We start from the raw sequence: 17126 nt of genomic DNA on the forward strand, positions 1-17126 counted from the left end.
GGGAGTCCTGCCGGGGAGTGCTGACAGGGACGGTCAGACCACGCGCACGTCCTGCCACACCAGCCGGTGATCGGAGGTCGGCACGTTCGCCCCGCCGCCCACCAGCCGGTACAGCGGGTCGTCGGACATCGGCCAGAACACGCCGTTCGACCCGGGTATCAGCCCCCTGGACGGCAGGACGTAGTCGACGCGCAGATTGCCCGGAGCGGTGTCGCCGAAGTCCGCCGTGTCGTACGCGGGATCGCCGGTGTGCGAGGTGTTGGCACCTCCCTGGAGCCGCGCCGCCTCGACCGCGCCCTTGCTCGTGGGCGGCACCTTGGGCAGGTTGACCGCCGGGTGGTCGAGGAGCAGGCGGATGGCGTGGTCGTAGCTGTCGCCGTCGTACGGATCGGCGTTCTGGTCGCCGGCCAGTACGAAGCGCGCCCCCGGCCGCAGACCGCCGCGCCTGCCCTTGTCGTCGTACAGGTACGAGCTGCGCCGGCGCCCGCCGATGTAGTCGGCCCACAGGCGGATCTCGTCGTGGTTGCGCCGGCCGTTGCGGTCCTCGGTGCCGTCGAAGGTGGGCGGCGTGGGGTGCGACACCAGGAAGTGCACGGTTTCGTGACCGACGCACACCGGCACGTCCCAATGGCTCTTGGAGGAGAGCCGCAGGACCGCCTGCGCCTCGGCGCTGTAGTAGTCGGTCGGCATGATGTTGCCGGGCATGTCCCGCCACAGGAAACGCTGGAACGTGCGCACCGCGCGGATGTCGATCGGGTACTTGGAGAGCACGGCCATGCCGTACTGCCCGGGGAACCAGCCGTATCCGTACGCGTCCTGGCCGTACGCGTCCGAACCGGGCGTCGTCACCGCGCCGTTGCGTCCGTCGAGGTCCAGACCCGAGGCCACGCCCGTGTTCACCGGGGCGGTGAAGTGGTATCCGTAGCGGACCGGCTTCGCGCCGTTCTGCCCGACGGCGAGGTAGTTGCGCAGGAAGAGGCGGACCGCCGCACCGGACTCGACGTAGTCGAACTCGTTGATCAGCAGCACGTCCGGGTCGACCCGCTGGATCGTCTCGGCGACGTTCTTCGCCTGGGTGTTGTCCGGCGTGGACAGATCGGTGACGAGCGCGCCCTGAGTGCCGCGGTTCAGGGAGGCGTTGAACGTGGCGAAGCGCACCGTACGACCACGGCGGTCCGATGCCGCCGCGGGCAGGGCCGAGGTGCCGGCCAGCGCCGCCCCGGCGAGTGCGGCGAGCGTGGTGCGGCGGGAGAGGGATCTGGGCTGGTTCATCGGAACTCCCTTACGGAGGGGCACGTGAATTTCCGTAGTCTGCGCGCGTAGAGATGAACGCCACAAGTCCCGTCGAGAACTCCCGGATTCACCGCTGATTCACGCGATGGTGTGATCATGTCCGGGGATGCGGATGGCGCCCGAAACGCGTGGGTAGGGCCCGGCCATGACGCAGCAGCCCTTCGAACTCCCGCACTTCTACATGCCGTATCCCGCGCGGCTGAACCCGCATGTCGACGAGGCCCGCGCCCACTCGACCGCGTGGGCGCGCGAGATGGGCATGCTGGAGGGGTCCGGGATCTGGGAACAGTCCGACCTCGACGCGCATGACTACGGCTTGCTCTGCGCCTACACCCATCCCGACTGCGACGGACCCGCCCTCTCCCTCATCACCGACTGGTACGTGTGGGTCTTCTTCTTCGACGACCACTTCCTGGAGATCTTCAAGCGCACCCAGGACCGCGCCGGCGGCAAGGCCTACCTGGACCGGCTGCCGCTGTTCATGCCGATGGACCTGTCCGCCGAGGTGCCCGAGCCGCAGAACCCGGTGGAGGCCGGGCTCGCCGACCTGTGGGCGCGCACGGTGCCCGCCATGTCCGCCGACTGGCGGGCGCGCTTCTCCGTTGCCACCGAGCACCTGCTCAACGAGTCCCTGTGGGAACTGTCCAACATCAACGAGGGGCGGATCGCCAATCCCGTCGAATACGTCGAGATGCGCCGCAAGGTGGGCGGCGCCCCCTGGTCGTCGGGGCTCGTGGAGTACGCGACCGCCGAAGTGCCCGCGGCCGTCGCCGGATCGCGGCCGCTCAGGGTCCTCATGGAGACGTTCGCCGACGCGGTGCACCTGCGCAACGACCTCTTCTCCTACCAGCGGGAGGTCGAGGACGAGGGCGAACTCAGCAACGGCGTGCTCGTCCTGGAGACCTTCTTCGGCTGCACCACCCAGGAGGCCGCCGACACCGTCAACGACATCCTGACCTCCCGGCTGCACCAGTTCGAGCACACCGCCCTCACCGAAGTGCCCGCACTGGCCCTGGAGAAGGGCCTCGCCCCCGGGGAACTCTCCGCGATCGCCGCGTACACCAAGGGACTTCAGGACTGGCAGTCCGGCGGCCACGAGTGGCACATGCGCTCCAGCCGGTACATGAACGAGCGCGCCCGCACCACCTCGCCCTGGCACGGACTGACCGGCCCCGGCACCTCCGCCGCCGATGTCGGCGCGCTCCTCGCCGCGGCCGGCGCCGAACGCCTGCGCGCCTACACCCATGTGCCGTTCCAGAAGGTCGGCCCGTCCCTGCTGCCCGACTTCCACATGCCCTTCCAGGTGGAACTCAGCCCGCACCTCGACGACGCCCGCCACCACCTCACCGGCTGGGCGCAGCGCATGGGCTTCCTCCAGGAGGGCGTCTGGGACGAGGACAAACTCCGCGCCTACGACCTCGCGCTGTGCTCGGCGGGCCTCGACCCCGACGCCACGCCCGAGGCACTCGACCTCAGCGCGCAGTGGCTCGCCTGGGGGACCTACGGCGACGACTACTACCCGCTCGTCTTCGGCCACCGCCGCGACCTGGCCGCTGCCCGCCTGACCACGGCGCGCCTGTCCACCTGCATGCCCGTCGACGGCGAAGAGGTCCCCGCCCCCGCGAACGCCATGGAACGCGCGCTGATCGACCTGTGGGCCCGCACGACGGCGGAGATGACCACCGAGCAACGGCGCACCGTGAAGGCCACGGTGGACGTCATGACCGAGAGCTGGGTGTGGGAGCTGTCCAACCAGCTCCAGAACCGCGTCCCCGACCCGGTCGACTACCTGGAGATGCGGCGCGCCACCTTCGGCGCCGACCTCACCATGAGCCTGTGCCGGATGGGCCACGGCCCCGCCGTCCCCGCGGAGGTGTACCGCAGCGGCCCCGTCCGCTCCCTGGAGAACGCGGCCGTCGACTACGCCTGCCTGGTGAACGACGTGTTCTCCTACCAGAAGGAGATCGAGTACGAGGGTGAGATCCACAACGCTGTTCTTGTCGTCCAGAACTTCTTCGGCTGCGATTACCCGACCGCGGTCGGCGTCGTCCATGACCTGATGACCCAGCGCATGCAGCAGTTCCAGCATGTTGCCGCCCATGAACTGCCCGTCGTCTACGAGGACTTCGAGCTCTCCGACGAGGCCCGCGCGATCATGCAGGGCTATGTCACCGACCTGCAGAACTGGATGGCGGGCATCCTGAACTGGCACCGGAAGGTCGACCGCTACAAGGCCGACTGGCTGGCCCGGCGCGCCCACGGCTTCCTCCCGGACCGTCCGCCGGCCCTGCCCGTCGGCTGACGTCAGCGGTCATCGGCTGACGTCAGCGGTCAGCTCACCTCCGCCGGCCGCTCCGTGGTCTCCTCGGCGAGCTCCCGGACGCCGTTCGCGGCGTTCTCCGGGAGCTCGCCGAGTATCGCGTCGGCTGTGCAGCCTTGCCGCTCGGCTCACACGGGCTGACGTACGTGTCCCATGGCGGTCTGACGTGCGTGTTCCACGGCGGCGCGGGCCAGCGCGCGGACCATCGGGTGCGGGCGCGATCCGTCACCGGACAGTTCCGGCTGGAAGAGCGAGGCCAGGAAGAAGGGGTGGCCCGGGAGTTCGGCGATGCGTGGGTGGCCGTCCTCGTCGTGGCCGGTGAAGCGCAGCCCGTGGGTGCGCAGGGTGTCGAGGTGGCGGGTCGGGCCGTATGCGCAGAAGTAGCGCTCGACCGTCCGCTCGGAGCCGATCACGGTCTGCGCGAGTGAGCCCGGCTCGATCCTGACCACGGCCTCGTGTCCGGCGAGCGAACAGGCCAGCGGCTCGATGAGGGGGTCCTCGGCGTCGGGGTCGCTCTCCGCGTGGGCCACCCGCGTCAGGCCGCAGACGTCACGGGCGTACTCGAGGAGGGCGTGCTGGAAACCGCCGCACGTGCCCAGGAACGGAATGCCCTCCACGCGCGCCGTACGGATCGCCGTGAGCACACCGGCCTCGCTGCGGTACGGGCTGCCCGGCAGCACCCACACCGCGTCGAACCCGCGTACGGCGTCGGGGTCCTCGGCGTCCTCGGAGCGGATCCAGTAGGCGTCGAGCACCAGCCGGTCGCGCTCGGCGAGCGCGTCGAGCAGGAGGGGGATCCGGGTGTGCGAGGCGACGTTGGGGGAGCGGTCGCCGACCAGGGCGAGACGGGCTGCTGTGTTCGTCATGGTCGTCATCCTGGGTTCGCGCCGAGGTTCACGTCCAACGATGATTTCTGCACGGCCGATAAGCCGTGCTGATGCGGTGGGATCCTGAGGCGCATGGACCCGCACCTCCTGCGTACGTACGTCACCGTCGCCCGCCTCGCCTCCTTCTCCGAGGCCGCCCGCGACCTCGGCTACACCCAGTCGGCCGTCTCCCAGCACATCGCGGCGCTCGAACAGGACCTGGGGGCTTCGCTGCTCACTCGCCGCCCCGTCGCTCCGACAGCGGCCGGTGAGCGGCTGCTCGAACACGCGGGCCCGTTGCTGCTGCGCCTGGACGCCGCTCGCGCGGACGTCGTACGGATGGCGGCGGCGCCCGCGCCCGGCCTGACGCTCGCCGCCGCGCCGACCGCGCTCGGGCCCCGCGTCCTGGCCGCACTCCCGGTCGCGGGCGTGACCTTGCGGGTGCTGCCTCGCGACGGGGTTCCGGCAGCCGTGGCCGCCGGTGCCGCCGACCTCGGTCTGGTCGACGGCCTGGCCGCCCCCAGCGATCCGCTGCGGCTGCCCGACGTGGCGCCGCTGACCACGTACGGCGTGGGGGAGGAGCCCGTGTGCGTCCTCCTGCCCCGATCGCACCCGCTGGCCCGGCGCTCCGGACTGCGCCTGGGCGACCTCGCCGACGCCCGCTGGCTCGACGCCCCCGACACGGGACTGCCGCTCGCCCACCTCCGGGCCGCCAACGGCGGTCACGGCTTCCGTCCCTCCCTGCACTACGACGGCACGGACGTCCGCACCCTCACCGCCCTGGCCGCCGCGGGCCACGGCCTGACCCTGCTGCCCCGCTCGGCGGCCGAGGCGGTGCCGGGCACGGTCGCCGTCCCGGTCACGCAACCGCGGGTCGTCCACCGCACGGAACTGGTGCACGGGGGATCGGTGCGGGGAGCGGCGGCGACGCTCGTGGAGGCGCTCACCGAACGCGAGGGGGTCACTATGGCTTCCCGTTCTTGACCATGGGTCAGTCTCACTCGTTCGTGGCTCGTCGTGCGCCGGCGCTCCGGGTAGTTCTCAGCCGGAGGCGAGACATGGAACAGACAGCGTTGCGTCCCAAGCCGATGCCCGGTCAGGAGTCCGGCGGCAGCCCCACGCCCGGCCCCGTCCGGCGCCCGCACGCCGACCGCCGGCGTCGCCGACGGCTCACCACTGTGCTGTTCGGCCTGTGCGTCGGAACGGTCCTGGTCCTGTCCGGTGTCGGCCTCGGGACGGTGGGCGCCACCGTGATCGGCATGAGCAAACTGGCCGATCTGCGAGGCCAGGCCGGGAGTTCGGGCCGAACGGGCCAGGGTGCGGCCCCCGTGAACCCGTCCGCCTCGGCGCTCCCCGGACCCACCCCACCGCCCGCCACGCCCACCCCGTCACCGGCGCCCGCAGGTGCCACGCTCGGCGTGGAGGCCGTGGACGCCGAGAAGTCCGGAGCGCTGGTCGTCGGCGTCCATGTCCCCGGCCCGGGCTACACGGCGGGCCTGGTCAGGGGCGACGTACTCCTCGCGTTCGACACGACCCGGATCGACTCGGCCGCCGACCTCGCGCAAGCCGTCGCCGATACCCGACCGGGAGCCGCGGTCACCTTGACGGTGCGTCATGAGGGCGGTGGCTACCAGCAGTTGACGGTGATTCCGGGCGTCGTCACATGACCACCTGGAAGTGAGTGGTGAACCGGCTGGTGTTAATGGCTTGCGGTCATCTGTGCATTAGCTCTAACGGTTGATCAATGGTCTCCCGTTAGGGGTGGTGGTCGGCGGCACGTCGAAAGGTCAGGCTAATCGGCTCGCGCGGCCCCCGCCCTACGGGCAGGATGCTGCCCGTAGTCCTTTCAGCCGCACAGGGAGGCCAGGATGACCGGCACCGCGCCCGCGCCCTTCGGCGCCGACGACTACCGGGCCCGGATGGAGCGCGCCGCGCGGACGGCCGCCGACGCGGGGCTCGCCGGGCTGCTCGTGGCGCCGGGACCGGACCTCGTGTGGCTGACCGGTTACGCGCCCACCGCGGTCACCGAACGGCTCACCCTCCTGGTGCTCACCCCCGGACAGGACCCCGTACTCGTCGTGCCCACCCTGGAGGCCCCGGACGCGGCCAAGGCGGCCGGCGCGCCCGCGCTGACGCTGCGCGACTGGACCGACGGCAAGGACCCCTACGCCGCCACTGCCGCGCTGCTCGACTCCACCGGGCGGTTCGGCGTCAGCGACAACGCCTGGGCCATGCATCTGCTGGGCCTGCAGAAGGCGCTGCCCGGCACCTCCTACGCCTCCCTCACCGAGGCCCTGCCGATGCTCCGTGCCGTCAAGGACGCGGCGGAACTGAGGCTGTTGGCGGCCGCCGGCGCGGCCGCAGACGCAACGTTCGACGAGATCCGGAAGGTTCCCTTCGCCGGCCGCGAGGAGTCCGACGTCGCCGCCGACCTCGCCGATCTGCTGCGCGGGTTCGGGCACTCCCAGGTCGACTTCACCATCGTCGCCTCCGGCCCGAACGGGGCCAATCCGCATCACGAAGTGGGCGAGAGGGTCATCGAGCAGGGCGACATGGTCGTCCTCGACTTCGGCGGCCTGAAGGACGGCTACGGCTCCGACACCTCCCGTACGGTCCACGTCGGCGAACCGACCGACGAGGAGCGCCGGGTCCACGACCTCGTACGCGAGGCCCAGGAGGCGGGCTTCAGGGCCGTACGGCCCGGGGTGGCCTGCCAGGTGGTGGACCGGGCCGCCCGCGCGGTCATCGCCGACGCCGGATACGGCGAGTACTTCATCCACCGCACCGGACACGGCATCGGCGTCACCACGCACGAGCCGCCGTACATGATCGAGGGCGAGGAGCAGCCCCTCGTGCCCGGCATGTGCTTCTCCGTCGAGCCCGGCGTCTATCTGCCCGGCCGCTTCGGCGTCCGCATCGAGGACATCGTCACGGTCACCGAGGACGGCGCCCGCCGCCTCAACGACACCACCCGCGAGCTGGTCATAGTGAACTGACCGAGCATCTGGAGCCTCCCACGACGACTTCGAGCGACGACGGCGCGACCATGACCCAGGCACCGACACCCACCGCGGACACCGTCCGCCGACTGGTCCGTTCCCTGCTCAAGGACGGCGCCTACGCCGCGAAGGGCGCCGCCGGACCGGACGTCCGGCCGGTCACCGAGGGCGGCGGGCACGCCACCTGGTGGGTCGGCACCCGCCATGTCCTGCGTCTGGCCCCCGACCGCGACGCCACCGTCCGTCAGCGGCGCGAACTGCGCCTGCGCGACCTCGTCCGCCCGCACGTCCCGGTCGCCGTGCCGACGAGCGTGGCGCACGGCGAGTGGGCTCCCGGCCTGACCTACACGCTGGACACCAAGGTGCCCGGCGGCTCGGGGGAGGAGCACGACGTGTCCGCCGTCGGGGAGGCCGACCTGGCCGGGGTGCTCACCGGGCTGCGCGAGGTGCCCGTACGGCAGGCCGAGACCCTCGGTGTCCCGCGCGCCGCACCCCGTTCCCTCGAGGCCCTGCGCCGGTCCGCCGAACGCGCCGCCGGGCGCCTCGCCGCCGCCGACGAGTTCGACGCCGTACGCCTCCACCAGCTCACCGCACCCGCCGCGGTCCAGCTCGCCGCCCAGCCCGGCACCGCGGTCCTCGTCCACCACGCACTCACCGGCGAGCACCTCGTGGTCAGCGCCGACGGCCGGGTGCGCGGCGTCCTCGGCTGGGCCGACGCGGTCCTCGGTGACCCCGCCGAGGACATCGCAGGCCTCGCGCTCGCCGTCGGATCCCCCGCCGCCGTCCGCGCCGCCACCCTCGCCGGCTACGGCGCCCGCCCCTGTCTGCGTGGCCTCTGGCTCGCCCGCTGCGACACCCTGATCCGCCTCGCCGAACGCCTCGAAGGCAGGGGCGGCAGCCCCCTGCATCTGCTGCGGGAGCAGCTGGAGCGGGCCTGGGAGGCGATCCTGCTGGAACGGGTGACGGAGCTGCGGGACGAGGAGAAGGGCGAGGGGGCATAGGGGGCGCCGGGCCGAGGTCAACAGGTTGCGCAAGTCACGCGTAAACGATTGCGCAAACGCTTACGCGCACCTTCGCTCGGCGTTCCGCGCCGACGCGGGCACCGCTGCAGACGCAGGCGCCGCTCACGCCTGCGACAGCACCACGCACGACTCCCCGGGCAGATGCAGCATCCCGTCCGCGCCCGGCGTTTCGACCGGCTCCCATGAGGCGAGCACCTGCGCCGGGCGCGGGCCCAGGGGAATCGCCGCCGGTTCCTTGGCGAGGTTGACGGCCACGCGGACGTCCCCGCGCCGGAAGGCGAGCCAGCGCCCCACCTCGTCGTAGGCCACCTTGGTGTCGGCGATGTCGGGGTCGGTGAGGTCGGCCTGCTCGTGGCGCAGGGCGATCAGGCGGCGGTACCAGGCCAGCACGCGCGCGTGGGGCTCGTTCTCCGGCTCGGACCAGTCGAGGCAGGAACGGTCGCGGGTCGCCGGGTCCTGCGGGTCGGGCACGTCCTCCTCGGCCCACCCGTGCGCGGCGAACTCCCGCCGTCTGCCGCGCCGTACGGACTCGGCGAGCTCGGGGTCGGTGTGGTCGGTGAAGAACTGCCAGGGAGTGCTCGCGGCCCACTCCTCGCCCATGAACAGCATGGGCGTGAACGGCGCGGTCAGCGTCAGTGTCGCCGCGCAGGCCAGCAGTCCCGGCGAGAGGGACGCCGAAAGCCGGTCTCCCAGGGCGCGGTTGCCCACCTGGTCGTGGGTCTGGGCATAGCCGAGGAGCCGGTGCGCGGCCACGCGCGTGCGGTCCAGGGGACGGCCGTGGCACCGGCCCCGGAAGCTCGAATACGTGCCGTCGTGGAAGTAGCCGCCCGTGAGGGTCTTGGCGAGCGCCGCGAACGGGGCTCGCGCGAAGTCGGCGTAGTAGCCCTGGGACTCGCCGGTCAGCGCCGTGTGCAGGGAGTGGTGGAAGTCGTCGTTCCACTGCGCGTGCAGGCCCAGGCCGCCCTCCTCGCGCGGGGTGACCAGCCGGGGGTCGTTCAGATCGGCCTCGGCGACGAGGAAGAGCGGCCGGTCCAGGTCGGCGGCCAGGGCGTCCACGGCCGTCGACAGCTCCTCCAGGAAGTGGCACGCGCGCGTGTCGGCCAGCGCGTGCACCGCGTCCAGGCGCAGCCCGTCGATCCGGTAGTCCCGCAGCCACGCCAGCGAACTGCCCAGCAGATACGCGCGCACCTCGTCCGAACCGGGCGCATCCAGGTTGACCGCGGAACCCCAGGGCGTGTGGTGCGTGTCGGTGAAGTACGGGCCGAACCGGGGGAGGTAGTTCCCGGACGGCCCCAGGTGGTTGTGCACCACGTCGAGGACCACGCCCAGGCCCAGTTCGTGCGCCCGGTCGACGAACCGTTTCAGCGCCTCGGGGCCGCCGTACGGCTCGTGCACCGCCCACAGCGACACCCCCTCGTACCCCCAGCCGTGCCGCCCGGGGAACGGGCACACCGGCATCAACTCGACGTGCGTGACGCCCAGTTCGACGAGATGCCCGAGCCGCTCGGCGGCCGCGTCCAGGGTGCCCTCGCGTGTGTACGTGCCCACATGCAGCTCGTACAGGACCGCGCCGGGCAGCGGGCGCCCGGCCCACTCACTGCGCCACGTGTACCGCTCGTGGTCGACGACCGCGCTCAGCCCGTCCGGGCCGTCCGGTTGCCGGCGAGAGCACGGGTCGGGCAGCACAGGGCCGTCGTCCAGCGCGAACCCGTACCGCGAGCCGTCGTCCGCCTCAGCCTCCCCCCGCCACCAGCCCGCTCGGTCAGGATCGCGCTCCAACGCGCGCGTGGCGCCCTCGCACTGGAGCGTCACACGGTCTGCCTGCGGTGCCCACACCTCGAACTGCACGGACGGTTCCCCTTCGTCTGCTCACCGTGATGTAGCCCGTCCATGGTGCTTCAAACGAGATCAATCCGCTTTTGAATCTTCCCTTTTGCGGCGGGTGTCGTCGGAGCACGCGCGCGTGGCGGCTGTTCTCACCTTTTCTGGACACCCGGCGTCCACTGCCCGACAATCACGAGCGTGACGCCGTTTTTCGAGTTCAACACGTACCCCGCGCGGCTCTCCGACGCGGAGCGCGACAGGGCGCTGAAGGTGCTCCGGGACGGCGTCGCCATGGGCCGTCTGTCGCACGACACGTTCATCCGGCGCATGGAGCTGGCCCTGACCGCCCGCCGGTCCGAGGACCTCGCGCTCCTCACCGCCGACCTGCCCACCGAGAGCCGGCTGTCGCGGCTGGTGTTCGGCACCGTCGAGGCCGTCTCCGGCTTCACGGTACGGCTGCGCAGGGCCTGGCAGGCCGAGCGGCTGCCCAAGCTGCTGCTGCCCCACGCGGGCAACGGCCATCCCCTGCGCATAGGGCGCGATCCCGCGAGCGGGCTCCGGCTGACCCACGAGACGGTGTCCCGGGTGCACGCCGAACTCAGTCGGCAGGGCGGCATCTGGGTGCTGCGGGACCTCGGCTCGACCAACGGGACGACGGTCAACGGGCGGCGTGTCATCGGTGCCGCCGTCGTCCGTGAGGGTGATCAGGTCGGCTTCGGGCGGATGTCGTTCCGGCTCGCCTCGAACTGAGTCCGTCCCCGGTCGGGATCGTGCCCCGGTGACCGAAATGCCTTTGCCTCTCGCGGTGTTGACGTACCCCTCATCTCGTGACTGACTGTGCGTACACCATGCACACCAGGTGAACCGACGGCACCACATTGTGGAGGTGTGCCCTGCCGCCACTCCTCCGCTACCCGACCGTCGACGAGCTGCACGCCCGGGCGGCGACGCTCGTCGCCCGGCATCCCCGGGACGCCAGACTGCGCCGTGTCGGAAGCTCCCGCGCGGGCACGCCCCTGTGGCTGCTGTCCGTCGGCCACGGCAGCCGCCAGGCCCTCGTCGTCGCCGGCCCGCACGCCAACGAACCCGTGGGCGGCGCCACCGCCCTGCGGCTCGCCGAACGGGCCCTCGCCGACCCCCGGCTCACCGAAGAAGCCGACGCCACCTGGAACCTGCTGCTCTGCCTCGACCCCGACGGCCTGCGCCGCAACGAGGGCTGGCTGCACGGCCCGTACACCCTGGGCCACTACTTCCGGCACTTCTTTCGGCCCGGCTTCCTCGAACAGCCCGAATGGCTGCCCGACGGCGCGGCAGCCGCCGTACTGCCGGAGACCCGCGCCCTGCTCGACCTCCAGGACGAACTGCGGCCGTTCCTCCAGTGCTCCCTGCACGGCGTCGACGTGGGCGGCGGCTTCGTCGAACTCACCCGCGACCTCCCCGGCCTCGCCGGGCGCATCGCGCACACCGCGGCCCGCCTCGGCATACCGCGCGAACTCGGCCCGTACGACACCCTGTACTGGCCCGGCCTGGGCCCCGCCGTCTACCGGATACCGCCGCCGCAGCGGGGCGACCTGGCCGCCGCCATCACCGAGGCCGCCGTCGAGTCGACATGGTTCCACCCGCACCCGTACGGCACCGTGACCGCGGTCGTCGAGGCGCCCATGTGGAGCGTGGCCGCCGTGGAGGACGCCACCGAGCCCGCAGACCCGGCCGGAGTGCTGCGGACCGTCAGCCACACGCTGCGCCACGACACCGAGGCCCTGCGGCGGCTCCTGGCGCGGATCCGGCTCCACCACGCGGGCGCACCGGACGCGGCGCGCCTGCTCGCCCCGGTCGACGACTATTTACTGGTCTGCCCCGGCCTCGCCGACGCATGGGATCCGGACATCGAGGGCGCTGACGGCGCTGACGGCGCGCGCTCGCTGCCCCCGCTCAGCACCGCCCACCTCGCCACCCTGCGCATCGCCGGACGCCGGCTCGCGCTGCGCACGGCGGGGCTGCTGCACCGGCTCGTCTCGGGCGCGGGCCGTGACCCGGCCGGGGTGCTGCCGGAGCTGGACCGGCTGGTCGACGCGTGGTGCACGGACTACCGCGACGGCTGCGGGGCCCGCTGGATCCCGGTCGCCCGCCAGGTGGAGTACCAGGCACGGGTGGTGCTCGCCGCCTTCGAACTGGCCGGACGGCACGGGCCGGTGCGCTCCCGTTCGGGTGAGTCGGGGTGGGGCTCACAGGCCGCCGTGCCGATGCATCGGGAATGACGTACTCCACCACAGCGAAAGCGGTACGGGGCGGCCTGCTCGCGGCGGTCGCCCTCCTCGTCGCCTCCGCGACCCCGGCGCAGGCGGCGCCCCGGCAGGCTCCCCCGGACAACTGGCTCTACCTCACCGTCACCCAGGGCGACGCCCGGGCCGGCGAGACGCCCGGCAAGCTGCTCCTGTGCAACCCGCCCAAGGGGCCCGCGCGCGCGGCCGATGCCTGCGCGGAACTGGAGGCCGCGGGCGGCGACATCGGTGGCATCCCGCAGAAGGACACCTTCTGCACGATGATCTACGCACCGGTGACCGCCCACGCGCGCGGGGAGTGGAACGGACGGCCGGTCGCGTACACGAAGACGTTCTCGAACCCGTGCGTGATGACGGCGTCGACGGGGTCGGTGTTCGCGCGGCCCGCCTGACCGTCGAGCGGGCCCGGCCGGTACGCGCGCGTGACGGAATCACCGGCACGCGCGCGTGAACGCTCGGCGAGTCACGTGAGGTGTCATACCGCCCGGTCGCGTGCGTGCCGTACCGCCGCGACGACCGTGCGGGACTGGTGCTCCACCTGGTGCTCCAGCGGAACCCAGCGGGCGCGGAAGCGTTCCGCGAAGGCGTCGCTCCAGGTCGCGACGAGGCGTTCCAGCCGGGGCGCCGCGCGGTCGCCGTTCTCCTGCAGGACCCGCATCAGCATGGCCGCCGCCCGCAACGGCAGCCGGCGCGCGAACGCGTCCACGCTTCCGACGTACGCCATGGAATCGTCGGCGGGTTGTGTGCGGATCCAGTCCTCGGCCAGCCCCGGAACCAGCTCCAGCGCCCACCTGGCCGCGCGCAGCAGCGGCCCGTCGACGTCGGCGAGCCGCGGCAGCACCTCGGTGAGCACCCGCTCCACTTCCAGCGAGTCGCGCAGCAGCCGCCCCGCCAGCCGCCGTATCTCGGCTGCCGGAGCCGGATGCGGCGCCGGGTCGTCCACCAGGTCGCTCGCCCACATCGGCACCTCGACGACCGCGGTCAGACCGCCGTACCGGTGCACGTGGTACCAGGTGCTGTGCCGCGCGTCGTCCGGCATGCTCGGGTACGCGGCGCCCGCGCCGGGGCCGGGCATCACATGCACGCCGGGTCCGGAGGCGGGCCAGCCCGCGGCGTCGGAGGCGCCGGTCTCCACCGGGATGTGCAGCTCCGCCGCGGACTTGGCGAACGGCCCGGCGAGGCCCGGGACGTCCTTCGTCAGCTGCACCCAGCTGCCGCCCAGGTCGGTGCCGTGCAGGGTCACCTGGAGGAAGGGGCGCAGCTCGTCGATGACGCGGGTCAGGGCGCGGGTCTCCGGCGGCAGCCGGTCCGGCGGCAGTGCGGACGGCGCCCATTCCGGTTGCTCGGGTGCGGCGGGCCGGAAGAAGCCGCGGTGGTAGTCGTGGAGGCTGCGCGGCGCCGGGGTCACATGCAGGCTCGCTCCGTCGGGGTCGGCGCACAGCAGGAAGTGCCAGGAGGTGTCGGCCCGCAACTGCCGCTCGTGCAGCACCCGTTCCGCGAGGGCGAGGGTCGTCGAGCCTCCGGTCGGCTCGTTGGCGTGGGCGCCGGCGACGACCAGGACGGCGCGGCGGGCGTGGCCCATCGACAGCAGGTGCAGGGGTCTGCCCGCGCGCGAGACCCCCACTTGTCTCAGGGCGCAGAGGCCGGGCCGGTGAGCGGCGAACGCCCGGGCGGACGAGACAAGTTCGGAAACGGTGGGGTAGCGCAGCTCCGGCAGGAGACTCACCCCCGTCACATCCGCCCGGCTTCGCAATCCGCAGTACCCCACGGTCGCCGGGCAGTGTCAAGGCGGTGGCGGGGGAGGCTCCAGGGGGCGTCCAGATGCATTCACCGGCAGCGGGAAGGGCCGTTGGTGCCAGCAGGGTTGCCGGGTCCCGTGCGGCGCCGAAGCGTGGGTCCCGGCGCTCTCCGCGCTCGCCTTGAAATCACCCGAATGGGTGTATGGGGCTGCCGCTGGGCGGGCACGGTGGCCGACTGAACGCAGCAACCATCTGTGCGCCGGGCACGGACCACCAGCTCCCCGCTCGTACGGCGTGCACCACGGCGTGGACGACCAGACACGCACGCCCTCGAAGGGGCGACTCGTCCAGCGCTCGTCGACTCCCCGTCGAGCTGCCCTAGCCCACCCGCTCCAGAAGAGCTACCGGCAGCCGCTCGAACAGCTCGTCCACGCGCGCGTGCCCGGTGAACTCCCGCTCCGGAGCGAGCACGTCGGCCCACCGCCCCGGCGGCAGCGGCAGCAGCGTGTCGCGCCAGCCGCCCGCCTCGGCGAGCCGCAGGGACAGCCGTGTCACGGCGGTCACCACCTCACCCGACCGCGCGAACGCCACACAGTGCGCGGCGCCCCGGCCCTCCGCGGCCAGCGGCGCGTACGTCGCCGAGTCGCCGAAGACGTCGGCGCGGCGCCTGCGCAGCCGCAGGGCCGCCGCGGTCACCGCGCCCTTGTCGCCGGGATCCTCCGGAGGGAAGGACACGGGCCGCCGGTTGTCCGGGTCCACCAGCGCCCGGTACTCGCCCTCCGTGCCCTGGTAGAGATCGGGCACGCCCGGCATCGTCAGCTGGACCAGGGCGGTGCCCAGCACGTTCGCCCGGATGTGGGGATCCAGGGTGGCGCGGAAGTCGGTCACGCGTCCGCCCGGAGCCCCGCACGGCCCCGCCGCGACGAACGCCGCCACCGCGTCCTCGTACGGGGGCTCCTGTTCCGTCCAGCTCGTGTACAGCCCCGCCTCGCGCACATGCTTCAGCAGCGCCCCCTGCACGCGGTCCGCGTCCGCCGCGCCGAGCCCGAACACGGTCTGCCAGGCCGCCCACGCCAGCTGCGCGTCCGGGACGCCCTCGCCGGTGCGGGTCACCTCGGCCAGGACGTCCGCCCAGCGCTGCGGACACTCGGTGAGCACGGCCAGCGCGGCCCGTACGTCGGCGCTGCGCTTGGTGTCGTGCGTCGAGGTGACGGTCCCGGTGGCCGGCCAGTCGCGCTGCACGCGCGCGCAGTACGCGTGAAAGTCCTCCGGAGACACCGCCGGGCTGCCCGGGTTTCCGCCCACCTCGGTCGCCGACAGCAGCGGCACATAGCGGTAGAACGCGGTGTCCTCCACGGACTTGGCGCGCAGCGCGGACGCGGTCTGCGCGAACCGGGCCCGGAACTCCGCGTGGCCGGGTCCGTCACCGGTCCGGCCGAGCACCAGGTCGCGTACGACGTCCACGGCACCGGCCTCCTCGGGGACGACGAAGGCCTGCCGGGACTCGGCCGCGGCCTCCTCGGTGACGACCGCGGCGGCGTCCGCGGACTCGTACGGCCGGTAGACCTCCAGACGGACCAGGAGTTCCTGCAGGGCGGTGCGCAGCGCCCAAGGAGCCCGGTCGCGCAGCGCGGGGTCCGGCGACGTGTCGCACAGGCGGCTCGCGACCCGGGTCAGCCGCTCGACCTCGGCGGCCAACTCATGCGTGAGCACCTTGTACGCCGCCCGCCGTACGGTCGCCTCCCACTGCCCGCCACGGTCGGTCTGAGGGGCCGCGAAACGCCGGTACTGGCCGAGGAGTTCCCCGCACCCGGCCGGATCCGTGAAGAGGCCGTCCACGTGCCGCAGGGCGTCGTATCCGGTGGTGCCCGCGACCGGCCAGGAGGCCGGCAGGTGCTCACCGTCCGACAGGATCTTCTCCACCACCGTCCAGCGGCCGCCGGTGGCCTCGTGGAGGCGCCGCAGATACGCGTCCGGGTCGGCGAGTCCGTCGGGGTGGTCGATCCGCAGCCCGTCGAACACGCCCTCGTGCAGCAGTTGCAGGATCTTGGCGTGCGTGGCCTCGAAGACCTCCGGGTCCTCCACCCGCACCCCGATGAGTTCCGAGATGCTGAAGAAACGCCGGTAGTTCAGCTCCGTACGGGCCAGCCGCCACCACACCGGGCGATACCACTGCGCATCCAGGAGCTGCGGCAGCGGCAGCTCCTCGGTGCCCTCGCGCAACGGGAACACATGGTCGTAGTAGCGCAGGACGTCGCCGTCGACCGCCAGGGCGTCCGTCTCCGCGCCGACGGGATGCCCGAGCACCGGCAGCAGCAGCCGGCCGCCCTGCGCCTCCCAGTCGATGTCGAACCAGCGCGCGTACGGCGACTTCGGTCCCTCCCGGAGCACCTCCCACAGGGCGCGGTTGTGGCGCGGGGCCATCGCCATGTGGTTGGGGACGATGTCGGCGATCAGACCGAGACCGTGCTCCCGGGCGGTGCGCGCCAGCAGGCGCAGCCCCTCCTCGCCGCCCAACTCGCCGCGCACGCGCGCGTGGTCCACGACGTCGTAGCCGTGCGCGGAGCCAGGGACAGCCTCCAGGACGGGGGACAGATGCAGATGCGAGACGCCGAGCGACGCCAGGTACGGCACGGCCGTCGCGGCGGCCTCGAACGGAAAGTCGGGCTGCAGCTGCAGCCGGTAGGTGGCCGTCGGCACCACCGGGTCAGGACGCTCAGGTGTCATGGAAACCTACGTACCCGCCCTGCCCTCTTTCGTGTCATCGACTCCCCTGGACGA

Annotated in this window: 13 protein-coding genes; 8 read left to right on the forward strand and 5 right to left on the reverse strand. The window is 72.5% G+C overall.

Annotation, left to right across the window (positions count from 1 at the left end):
- Window positions 1-33 precede the first annotated feature (33 nt).
- Window positions 34-1272, reverse strand: a complete 1239-nt coding sequence (locus QQY66_RS39315; protein ID WP_301985156.1) for an endonuclease/exonuclease/phosphatase family protein — start codon at window positions 1270-1272, stop codon at window positions 34-36.
- Window positions 1273-1438: 166 nt separating this feature from the next.
- Between QQY66_RS39315 and cyc2 the strand changes: the two genes are divergently transcribed.
- Entirely contained in the window at window positions 1439-3595 is a 2157-nt protein-coding gene (gene cyc2, locus QQY66_RS39320; RefSeq protein WP_301985157.1) for a germacradienol/geosmin synthase Cyc2, read from the forward strand.
- Window positions 3596-3741: 146 nt separating this feature from the next.
- Here cyc2 and QQY66_RS39325 read toward each other — a convergent pair whose 3' ends face one another.
- A complete protein-coding gene (locus QQY66_RS39325; protein WP_301985158.1) occupies window positions 3742-4479 on the reverse strand; it encodes a hypothetical protein in 738 nt (245 codons plus the stop codon).
- Window positions 4480-4572: 93 nt separating this feature from the next.
- Between QQY66_RS39325 and QQY66_RS39330 the strand changes: the two genes are divergently transcribed.
- From QQY66_RS39330 to QQY66_RS39345, 4 genes are all read left to right on the forward strand, one after another.
- Complete coding sequence (locus tag QQY66_RS39330) at window positions 4573-5463, forward strand: LysR family transcriptional regulator (protein ID WP_301985159.1); 891 nt, start codon at window positions 4573-4575, stop codon at window positions 5461-5463.
- Window positions 5464-5537: 74 nt separating this feature from the next.
- Window positions 5538-6146, forward strand: coding sequence for a PDZ domain-containing protein (locus QQY66_RS39335; protein WP_301985160.1), 609 nt, complete (start codon window positions 5538-5540; stop codon window positions 6144-6146).
- Between the two features lie 201 nt (window positions 6147-6347).
- The gene (locus QQY66_RS39340; protein WP_301985161.1) at window positions 6348-7475 is read left to right on the forward strand and encodes an aminopeptidase P family protein; all 1128 of its coding nucleotides are present in this window, start codon (window positions 6348-6350) and stop codon (window positions 7473-7475) included.
- 50 nt (window positions 7476-7525) lie between these two features.
- Window positions 7526-8479 (forward strand): aminoglycoside phosphotransferase family protein, encoded by a 954-nt coding sequence (locus QQY66_RS39345; RefSeq protein WP_301985162.1) that lies wholly within the window; start codon window positions 7526-7528, stop codon window positions 8477-8479.
- A 123-nt stretch (window positions 8480-8602) separates the two neighbouring features.
- Here QQY66_RS39345 and treZ read toward each other — a convergent pair whose 3' ends face one another.
- A complete protein-coding gene (treZ, locus tag QQY66_RS39350) occupies window positions 8603-10348 on the reverse strand; it encodes a malto-oligosyltrehalose trehalohydrolase (RefSeq protein ID WP_301985163.1) in 1746 nt (581 codons plus the stop codon).
- Window positions 10349-10522: 174 nt separating this feature from the next.
- Here treZ and QQY66_RS39355 point away from each other — a divergent pair, with 174 nt between their 5' ends.
- The 3 genes from QQY66_RS39355 (at window position 10523) to QQY66_RS39365 (ending at window position 12998) form a co-directional block, all read left to right on the forward strand.
- The gene (locus QQY66_RS39355) at window positions 10523-11074 is read left to right on the forward strand and encodes a DUF1707 and FHA domain-containing protein (RefSeq protein ID WP_301985164.1); all 552 of its coding nucleotides are present in this window, start codon (window positions 10523-10525) and stop codon (window positions 11072-11074) included.
- A 128-nt stretch (window positions 11075-11202) separates the two neighbouring features.
- Window positions 11203-12582: a M14 family zinc carboxypeptidase gene (locus QQY66_RS39360; protein ID WP_301985165.1), complete on the forward strand. Its 1380-nt coding sequence runs from the start codon at window positions 11203-11205 to the stop codon at window positions 12580-12582.
- On the forward strand, window positions 12579-12998 hold the full coding sequence (locus tag QQY66_RS39365) for an SSI family serine proteinase inhibitor (protein WP_301985166.1): 420 nt from the start codon (window positions 12579-12581) through the stop codon (window positions 12996-12998). Before QQY66_RS39360 ends, QQY66_RS39365 begins: the two co-directional genes overlap by 4 nt.
- An 83-nt stretch (window positions 12999-13081) precedes the next feature.
- Here QQY66_RS39365 and QQY66_RS39370 read toward each other — a convergent pair whose 3' ends face one another.
- Together QQY66_RS39370 and treY are read right to left on the reverse strand one after the other, a co-directional pair.
- On the reverse strand, window positions 13082-14332 hold the full coding sequence (locus QQY66_RS39370) for a M14 family zinc carboxypeptidase (protein WP_301985167.1): 1251 nt from the start codon (window positions 14330-14332) through the stop codon (window positions 13082-13084).
- 391 nt (window positions 14333-14723) lie between these two features.
- Complete coding sequence (gene treY, locus QQY66_RS39375) at window positions 14724-17072, reverse strand: malto-oligosyltrehalose synthase (protein ID WP_301985168.1); 2349 nt, start codon at window positions 17070-17072, stop codon at window positions 14724-14726.
- Window positions 17073-17126 lie beyond the last annotated feature (54 nt).

The organism is Streptomyces sp. DG2A-72 (assembly GCF_030499575.1).
Taxonomy (GTDB): domain Bacteria; phylum Actinomycetota; class Actinomycetes; order Streptomycetales; family Streptomycetaceae; genus Streptomyces.